Source organism: Nostoc sp., from assembly GCF_036917455.1.
GTDB lineage: Bacteria > Cyanobacteriota > Cyanobacteriia > Cyanobacteriales > Nostocaceae > Nostoc.
The window spans coordinates 22,412-28,812 of the sequence record NZ_JBALDK010000154.1; the positions used below are offsets into that span (position 1 = coordinate 22,412).

General features: G+C 40.5%; 5 protein-coding genes and 1 CRISPR repeat array. Of the genes, 1 reads left to right on the forward strand and 4 read right to left on the reverse strand.

The window, feature by feature from the left end:
• Positions 1 to 41 precede the first annotated feature (41 nt).
• The 4 genes from V7K42_RS16880 to V7K42_RS16895 form a co-directional block, all read right to left on the reverse strand.
• Positions 42 to 1,097 carry a permease gene (locus tag V7K42_RS16880; protein ID WP_334918000.1) on the reverse strand — a complete coding sequence of 352 codons (1,056 nt, stop codon included), beginning with the start codon at positions 1,095 to 1,097 and terminating at the stop codon, positions 42 to 44.
• Between the two features lie 680 nt (positions 1,098 to 1,777).
• Positions 1,778 to 2,845 (reverse strand): WD40 repeat domain-containing protein, encoded by a 1,068-nt coding sequence (locus V7K42_RS16885; RefSeq protein ID WP_334918002.1) that lies wholly within the window; start codon positions 2,843 to 2,845, stop codon positions 1,778 to 1,780.
• Between the two features lie 201 nt (positions 2,846 to 3,046).
• Positions 3,047 to 3,340, reverse strand: coding sequence for a hypothetical protein (locus V7K42_RS16890; RefSeq protein ID WP_334918007.1), 294 nt, complete (start codon positions 3,338 to 3,340; stop codon positions 3,047 to 3,049).
• Between the two features lie 327 nt (positions 3,341 to 3,667).
• Entirely contained in the window at positions 3,668 to 3,838 is a 171-nt protein-coding gene (locus V7K42_RS16895; RefSeq protein WP_094331136.1) for a chlorophyll a/b-binding protein, read from the reverse strand.
• A 410-nt stretch (positions 3,839 to 4,248) separates the two neighbouring features.
• On the opposite strand from V7K42_RS16895, the gene ald reads away from it, so the two are divergent.
• Entirely contained in the window at positions 4,249 to 5,340 is a 1,092-nt protein-coding gene (gene ald / locus V7K42_RS16900; RefSeq protein WP_334918004.1) for an alanine dehydrogenase, read from the forward strand.
• Between the two features lie 301 nt (positions 5,341 to 5,641).
• Positions 5,642 to 6,246: direct repeats of the CRISPR family, unit length 37 nt; unit sequence ATTGCAATTCATCAAAATCCCTATTAGGGATTGAAAC.
• Positions 6,247 to 6,401: the final 155 nt, after the last annotated feature.

Genomic DNA, 6,401 nt, shown 5'->3' on the forward strand with positions numbered 1-6,401 from the left:
AGCAATTGGACTTTGGACAAATGACTAATAACAAAAAAATTTTAAAAAACGTGCAAGTTGAGGAAAAGAGTAAACACAAATGTTAATTGTGCTGCTAAAGCAAACAAGTAAAAGACAGTTTTGGGCTTAAAAATAGATAACATCAAACCAACGCTTTTGATGTCAATCATCGGCCCAAATACCAGAAATGCTAACAATGAACCACTACTAAAGGTTGAGGCAAAAGACAGGGCAAAGAAAGAATCGACTGTAGAACAAATTGACACCACCACTGCTAATATCAGCATGACCACAATCGAGCTAATAGGCCCAGCACCCAGAGTCAGGATCGTTTCACGGGGAGCTAGCACTTGAATCGCAGCAGCGATCGCACTTCCTAAAATCATCACTCCGCCCAATTCTCGAAATTCTTGGACGCTATTATCTACCACTAGGCGCAGTTTATCTGCAAGGGATTTATTGGTGTTAGATATTGGAGTAGTCGCCTGTACAAAATTAGCATCTATCCGCAGAGGTACACCTGCTTTTCCTCCTAAGATATAAGTCCCGGATTGTAAGATATTTGGTATTGCTTCTTGCTGTTCTACTTGGTAACGTTTACCACGGCGTTTGGTTTCAGGCTGCGCGGGTGGATTAAACTTCATATACCGAGCGATCGCAGGTTGAATTATCGGATTTAAATCCTTTTGAAAACTGAAAACAAAACCAACAATTGTGGCAATTGCTAGAGAAAATACGACTCGTAAGACCGCTATTTCTGGCTGATCTCGAAATGCTGTCCAAGTTGACCAAATTACAATTGGGTTAATTGTTGGTGCTGCTAGCAAAAAACCAATGGCGACTGGTGTGGGTACTCCCTGAATCAGGAATCGCCGCGCTACCGGTACATTCCCGCACTCACACACCGGAAACAAAAAGCCAATCATGCTGCCAACTAAAGCACCCAGCAGAGGATTTTTGGGCATTCTTTCTACTAATTTGCGCTCATCAACAAAAAATAGCAGCAAACTGGAGAATAAAACCCCAAGAAGCAAAAAAGGCATCGCCTCGACTAGCAGACTTAGAAATATCGTAAAACCATTGTTCAGTTGATTCATGTGCGTCGCAGTCAAAAGCGGTTTTTAGTTTTAGGGTTCTGCCTAGTCATTGTATCGAAATGGGGATCAAAAGCAGTTCGGGAAAATTAAACATCATTTAAGTAGCAAGTTATCCTACATTTCAAATAGCGCTTAAGTGCTACAAACCTTTGCTTCAAACAAGATGGTGATTTTTACCTGAGTGCATTTACTGACGATGACCATTTATAAGATTGTCGAAATCCAGAAATTGTTCCGAGTATAGAGGGTAAGTAGCTGCATAGATGAATTGGAATTCCCTATTACCTATGTTTATACTTACAGTAATTTTCTGAATAAAATATTAGTTCGGCTGTATTTTCATCAAGTATTCACAGTTATTCAACAATTGGGGATCGCTTTTGGTTGCTACCATCGTTGATTTTGGGTAGTTCTGCCAAAAGTCCGATCTTAGCTCTGGTTGATTTTCTACTACAATCTAGCAAGGGACTGGGGACTGGGGACTGGGTGAAAAGTCTTTTTGTGTCAAGTTTCATCATCTGTTGATGTCCTAACCACCAAGGCTTTTGCTATAACTCTAAAAAGGCAAGACCAAAGTTTAGCAAACACGGTAAATGCTTGCAATCCCTTGGCCAAATTCCGAAAAGTCTGTTATTTAGAACCCCGATTTCTTAAATAAGTTGGGGTTATGCTGTTCGCTGTTAATTACGTTTTTGTGGAGTTCCCCAAATCTTGATTTGTTGATCGAATCCACCACTGGCAAGAATTTTACCATTTGGACTAAAAGCGATCGCACTTACCCAGTCTGTATGCCCACTCAGCGTATTTATTAACTCACCTGTATTTAAATCCCACAATTTAATCCCATCTTTGCCGGCACTTGCAAGGGTTTGTCCATCGGGGTTAACAGCGATCGCATTTACCCAGTTATTATGTCCTGTAAGGGTGCGGACTAATGCTCCAGTACTAATATTCCACAATTTGACTGTGCGATCGCGGCTTGCACTAACTAATGTTTGTCCATCTGGTGTAAAGATGACAGCGCTAACAGAATTAGAATGAGCTACAAATTCACTGATTAATTTACCAGTACTCAAATTCCACAGCTTGATTACACCTTTATTATCACCACTAGCTAAAGTCTGCCCATCAGGGCTAATGGCTAGGGTATAAATCAAATTATCAAAGCCGACTAGAGTCCCTAGAGGGCGCTGCTGTAGTAAATCCCATATCCGAATCCCATCCAAAGCTCCACTGATGAGAACTTTACTATCAGGAGACACCGCTAAAGATAATACGTTACTGGTATGTCCGACAAAAGAGCGGCTAAATTTAAGACTTTTCAGGTTCCAGAGATTAATCGTGTTGTCATCACTACAACTAGCAAGAGTTTGCCCATCTGGTGAAATCACTAAAGACTCTACGGCTGCTTTGTGTGCTTTGTTAATATCCGCCAACTTTTTCCCGTTTTCTGGATTCCACAGACGAATAATACCCTCGTTTTCTGCACCTCCACTCACAAGAATTCTGCTATCTGGAGTGAAAGCCAGGGATTTAACAGTTCCGTTATGTCCTCTGAGTGTGTAAAGTAGTTGGGCATTAGCAAAGCTGTTGGTAGTTTGGAAGTTGGGTGTTACTTCAACAGCAGCATGAGCTTGATGAATGTAAAACCCTTCCCAGGTAATCACTGGAAGAGCAACAGCTGCCACAAATGACAGGATAATATATGGACGCAGAAAATTACCCCCACCTCTTCCCTCACTACTCACACTTTTTCCTCACTTTTTATATACAAACAAATTTTCTAGAATTATGAGTTATTAACTCATAACTCAGCACGGGCTAAATGCCACGCTAACAGCACTTCCTAAAGGACTTGCAACAAATAAATTATCCCAAATTATTTATAGATTTGTAGGGGCACAAGGCCTTGCGCCCCGACGACGGGATATTTTTTTAACTGGAAGTCCCTAAAGAGGTGGTTTTTTCTTAGAAACGCTTAACATTGGTAAAGGCCCATTAGAAGAACGAGAAGGCAAATAATGTTGCACTATAGGTTCCTCTGGTAGAGGACGGCGCTGTTGGAAACGCCACAATTTAAAGGCTAGCGCTACGCCTGTTGTTCCCAAACCAAAAGCGAACAACGACCAGCTATCATTCAATCCGCCAATCAAAGCATCCATAACGCCCATCGTCACAAATACACTGATTAATGGCTCTTTTCGGTAGGTTGACTTCAAAAAACGAGGTAATACAGCATTCATCACAGCTTGGTTGCTTCCAGTTCAGCTTTTGTGTATATTTACCAAGAATACCTCACCCGTAATTTGCCTTTCTCATTGAAGGCAAACACTAATTATAATTTTTTTAGTAGGGGAGGAAGTGGACTCATTAATTGGCTTGCGTATATTTGTTGCAAGTGTACGATATCTAAATCAATAATAGGTATTTTAATTCCTCATCTTGCTTACATTCTAGGGCAAAGTATTTCGCTATCAATTCTCAAAGTCAAAACCAACTGGGTTTTTCCAGCTGGTTGAAACTCTTTTAACTTCTAGCTTACAACTTTCTTTTTGGGCTGGCTGGTGGCACTACTTCAGACCCAGCCATGATAGCACCCCTTGATTGGTGACATATTCAATCACCAGCAGCAAAGCGAAGCCAATCATTGCAGCTCGACCATTCAGGCGTTCAGCATATTCGTTAAAGCCAAACTTTGGTTCTTCTAGTTTAGGTGTAATTGTTGGTTGTGTTTGTGTCATTTTTAAGAAACCTTTTTTTCAGCAAACGGGATTTGATATGAGACTTCACAGCATAAGTCGCGGATAAGGCTAAAGGCATTGACTAGTTGTTTTCTCCTTAACCTTTACCCTACTATTTGGCAACTTATGAGCTAATTGCAGTGCTTGAATGCCAAGATGATTTGATAAATTCAGCAAAAGCATCCTGGTAAGGAGCTATACAATCACTCTTTTAAGAAATTGTTACTATTCTTTATATATTGCATAAACACTGGGGCAATAGTCAAGGGCTTGAGTTTGGAGCTACTCAGATTAAATTGAGAAACTTAGAACACAGATTAACTTCTTTAATACAGCTATGTGTAAGAAGTCAGTAGCAAGCTGGAAATTCGCAGGCTAGAGTTAAACAAAAAAATTATCAGAGGTTTTATATGGAAATCGGCGTTCCGAAGGAAAATAAGGATCAAGAATTTCGTGTAGGGTTAAGTCCTTCTAGTGTGCGGGTGCTGCGAGAAAATGGTCATAGCATCTTCGTCGAGACACAAGCAGGTAATGGTGCTGGATTTTCAGATGATGACTACAGAACTGCTGGAGCTGAGATTGTCCCGACATCAGAGACGGCTTGGAATCGAGAATTGGTTGTGAAAGTCAAAGAGCCTCTGACATCTGAGTATAAATTTTTGCAGAAAGGGCAGATATTATTTACTTATTTACATTTAGCCGCCGATCGCAAATTGACAGAGCATTTAATTGATTGTGGCACAACTGCGATCGCCTACGAAACTGTAGAACAACCTGGTGCTAACAGACTACCTTTGCTCACCCCCATGAGCGTAATTGCCGGTCGGCTAGCTGTACAATTTGGGGCCAGATTTCTAGAACGTCAGCAAGGTGGTAAAGGGTTGCTTTTGGGTGGTGTCCCTGGAGTCAAACCAGGTAAAGTAGTAATTTTAGGTGGCGGTGTTGTTGGCACAGAAGCAGCTAAAATTGCAGTGGGTGTGGGTGCGGTCGTGCAGATTTTAGATGTAAGTGTTGATCGCTTATCTTACTTAGAAACCCTTTTTGGCTCTAGAGTTGAATTGCTTTACAGCAACTCTGCTCATATCGAAGCCGCAGTTATTGAAGCCGATTTGCTCATCGGTGCAGTTTTAGTATTAGGACGTAGGGCTCCTACATTAGTATCTCGCGAATTGGTCAAACAAATGCGTCCTGGTTCGGTAATAGTTGATGTAGCCGTTGACCAAGGCGGTTGTATAGAAACCTTACGTGCCACATCCCATACAAATCCGGTATATGTTGAAGAGGGTGTGGTGCATTATGGCGTTCCTAATATGCCAGGAGCAGTACCTTGGACAGCAACTCAAGCATTAAATAACAGTACATTACCTTATATTGTCCAGTTGGCGAATTTGGGAATTATGGCTCTGGAAGTTAACCCAGCTTTAGCTAAGGGTGTGAATGTGCAGAATCATCGCTTAGTGCATCCGGCTGTGCAAGAGGTATTCCCTGATTTGGTAAATTAAGGTGTGCAAGTATTAGGCGATTGCTTATTTTGATAGAGGTAGCGATCGCTAACCAGACTAATTTTCTTGTCTTATGCGCGGATGGGTAGGTGTACAAAATCAGAAAGGGCAAAAAATGCCCGTTGCTGCATCTATACAAGGTTTTCAGGGCACTAGTATTTTAAAACTATCCGCGCACCTTATGGGGACTGGCTTTCAGCGATTTGTATCTTGTGCTATGACTATTTGCCGTGTTATGATTCACTCATTCGCGCAACTGCACCTTGAAAACCAAATACGACACGGCTTCCAGACCCCAGCCATTGCAATTCATCAAAATCCCTATTAGGGATTGAAACTTTTCCAAGTTGCCGAACTATTTAGAATATTTAAATTGCAATTCATCAAAATCCCTATTAGGGATTGAAACACTCCCTGCTTTAGTGAAGGATACTTGAATGATCCTATATTGCAATTCATCAAAATCCCTATTAGGGATTGAAACTTTAAGCAACGGCATGTTAAAGCCATCAATAATATTGCAATTCATCAAAATCCCTATTAGGGATTGAAACCAAATTTGGGGGGCATTCCCCCCTTTTTTATTTATTGCAATTCATCAAAATCCCTATTAGGGATTGAAACTAAGTATCGTTTTACCCCCCCCACGGATTATTGCAATTCATCAAAATCCCTATTAGGGATTGAAACTAGATAATCCAAATGATATGCTCTGTGAGGAGATTGCAATTCATCAAAATCCCTATTAGGGATTGAAACCTGGATTAATTAATCTTAATCCAGTAGATGTTGAATTGCAATTCATCAAAATCCCTATTAGGGATTGAAACTTATGCGTATAAACTGACAATAATTGAGCATAAAACAAAATTGCAATTCATCAAAATCCCTATTAGGGATTGAAACAATTGTTCAAGTTCTCCAGTATTTACAAGGCTAAATATTGCAATTCATCAAAATCCCTATTAGCAGTAAACCAAAAAGTTTTTCTCCAAAGAGCGATCGCTGAAATACTTATATGTTTTAATACTTTATAACACCTAATTCTCTAATCAGTAGAC